The organism is Streptomyces zhaozhouensis (genome assembly GCF_900230195.1).
Classification (GTDB): domain Bacteria; phylum Actinomycetota; class Actinomycetes; order Streptomycetales; family Streptomycetaceae; genus Streptomyces; species Streptomyces zhaozhouensis.
In genome coordinates, this window is sequence record NZ_OCNE01000057.1 from 1 (window position 1) to 2,393 (window position 2,393).

At 70.5% G+C, this 2,393-nt stretch carries 1 protein-coding gene and 1 pseudogene; both read right to left on the reverse strand.

All coding sequences use genetic code 11. From position 1 onward, the window contains the following. Positions 1-1,474, reverse strand: a pseudogene (locus CRP51_RS27945) (type I polyketide synthase); the annotation flags it as partial. A gap of 10 nt (positions 1,475-1,484) precedes the next feature. Next, on the reverse strand, positions 1,485-2,393 hold a 909-nt coding region (locus tag CRP51_RS27950; protein ID WP_141514715.1), incomplete at its 5' end, for a beta-ketoacyl reductase.

The following is a 2,393-nucleotide window of genomic DNA, read 5'->3' on the forward strand; positions in this document are numbered from 1 at the left end:
GACGCTCACGCACAAACGACACCAACCGCCCCGCCTGCGCCCGCAACGCCTCAACCGACTTCGCCGACACCACCCACGGCACCGCCACCAACGAAACCCCAGACTGAGGGATCTCGGCCGGCGCCTCAACCTCAGGCGCCTCCTCCACGATCACATGCGCGTTGGTGCCGCTCATGCCGAACGACGAGACCGCCGCCCGACGAGGTCGGCCGTTGCGCTCCCAACGGCGCTCCTCGGTCAGGAGCTTCACCGCGCCGGCCGACCAGTCCACGTGCGGCGACGGCTCGTCCACATGGATGGTCCTGGGCATGATGCCCTTCCGCATCGCCATCACCATCTTGATGATGCCGCCGACGCCGGCCGCCGCCTGCGCGTGACCGATGTTCGACTTCAGCGAACCCAACCACAGCGGCTCACCGTTCTCCGGCCGGTCCTGACCATAGGTCTCCAGGAGCGCCTGCGCCTCGATCGGGTCACCCAGGGTGGTGCCCGTGCCATGGCCCTCCACCGCGTCCACATCGGCCGGGGAGAGGCGGGCGCTGGCCAGTGCCTGACGGATCACCCGTTCCTGGGCAGGGCCGTTGGGGGCGGTGAAGCCGTTGGACGCGCCGTCCTGATTGACCGCCGAACCACGGATCACGGCCACGATCTCGTGCCCGTTGCGCCGCGCGTCCGACAGCCGTTCCAGCACCAGGACGCCGACGCCCTCCGACCAGCCGGTGCCGTCCGCCGCCCCGGCGTAGGACCGGCACCGGGCGCCGCGTGACAGGGCGCCCTGGCGGCTGAACTCGCTGAACATGCCGGGAGTGGCCATCACGGTCACGCCGCCGGCCAGCGCCAACGAGCACTCCTCACGGCGCAGCGACTGCACAGCCAGGTGGAGGCTGACCAGCGAGGACGAGCACGCCGTGTCGACCACGGCGGACGGCCCCTCCAGGCCCAGCGCATAGGAGACGCGCCCTGAGACGACGCTTCCGGAGACCGCACTCCGCGCGTAGTCGTGGTACATCAGGCCGGCGAAGACACCGGTCTGGCTCCCCTTCAACGTGCTGGGAACGATGCCGGCCCGTTCCAGCGCCTCCCAGGAGGTCTCCAGCAGCAGCCGCTGCTGCGGGTCCATGGTCAGCGCCTCGCGCGGGCTGATCCCGAAGAACACCGGGTCGAACTCCGCGGCGTCGTGGAGGAAGCCGCCCTCGCGCACGTAGCTGGTGTCCGGGCGCGACAGCTCCGGGTCGTAGAGCCGCTCCACCCCCCAGCCACGGTCGCGGGGGAACTCCGAGACCCCGTCACGCCCCTCGGACACCAACTGCCACAGATCCTCCGGACTGCCAACCCCGCCCGGGTACCGGCACGCCATGCCGACCACCGCGATCGGTTCCCTGGCCGCTGACGTCAGTTTCCTGACCTGGTCGCGCAGCCGTTCCGTCTCCTTGACGGAAGAACGGAGCGCCGCGACCAGCTTCTGGTCGTTCGCAGTCACCACGTCACGCCTCCTGGCCGCTGTCGGCGAGGTCAGAGTTGTCCAGCGCCATACTGATCAGGCTCTCCGTGTCCATCGCGTCGATGTCGAGCTTCTCGCCCTGGTCGTCCAGGCCGTTGTGCGAGGCCGTGGCCTCCTCGTCCGCCAGTCCGGCGAGCTGCAACAGGTCGGCCATCAGGCCCGCGTCGCGGAGCCGCTCAAGCGGAATGGACTGGAGCGCCAGGCGGACCCGCTGTTCCTCCTTCGCCGTGTCGCTCCGGTCCGGTGGCGCCAGCTGCGAGAGCAGCGACCCGGCGAGGGCACGGGGGGTGGGATGGTCGAATGCCGCAGTGGAGCGCACATTGAGCCCGGTGGCGGACTTGAGGCGGTTGCGGAGTTCGACGGCCCCGAGGGAGTCGAGGCCAACCTCAAGGAACGCGCGCTCCGGATCGATGGCGTCCGGACTCGCCAGGCCGAGGACGGCGGCGAGATGGCCGCGCACCAGATCCAGCACGGCGACCTCGCGTTCCTCCTCACCGAGCCCCGCCATGCGGTCGCTGAACGCCTGCCCCGCATCAGCTGCCTGAGCCTCCGCCGCCACCCGGCGCACCGGTTCGCGCACCAGGCCACGGAACTTGTGCGGAATGCCGCCCACCCTTTGCTGGATGGCTGCCGTGTCCAACCTGGCTGCCACAAGCGATGCGGCGGGGAGTCGGCCGGCGGTGTCGAGGAGGGCCAGGCCCTCTTCCGGGCTGAGCGCGTGCATGCCCCAACGGCGGATGCGCTCCACGTCGGTGTCGGTCAGCCCCTGGATCATGCCCTCGGCCTCGTCCCACAGACCCCACGCCAACGACTGGGCGGGCAGACCCTCCGCCGCACGAAGATGCGCCAGACCGGTCAGGAACTGGTTGGCCGCCGCGTAGTTCCCCTGCCC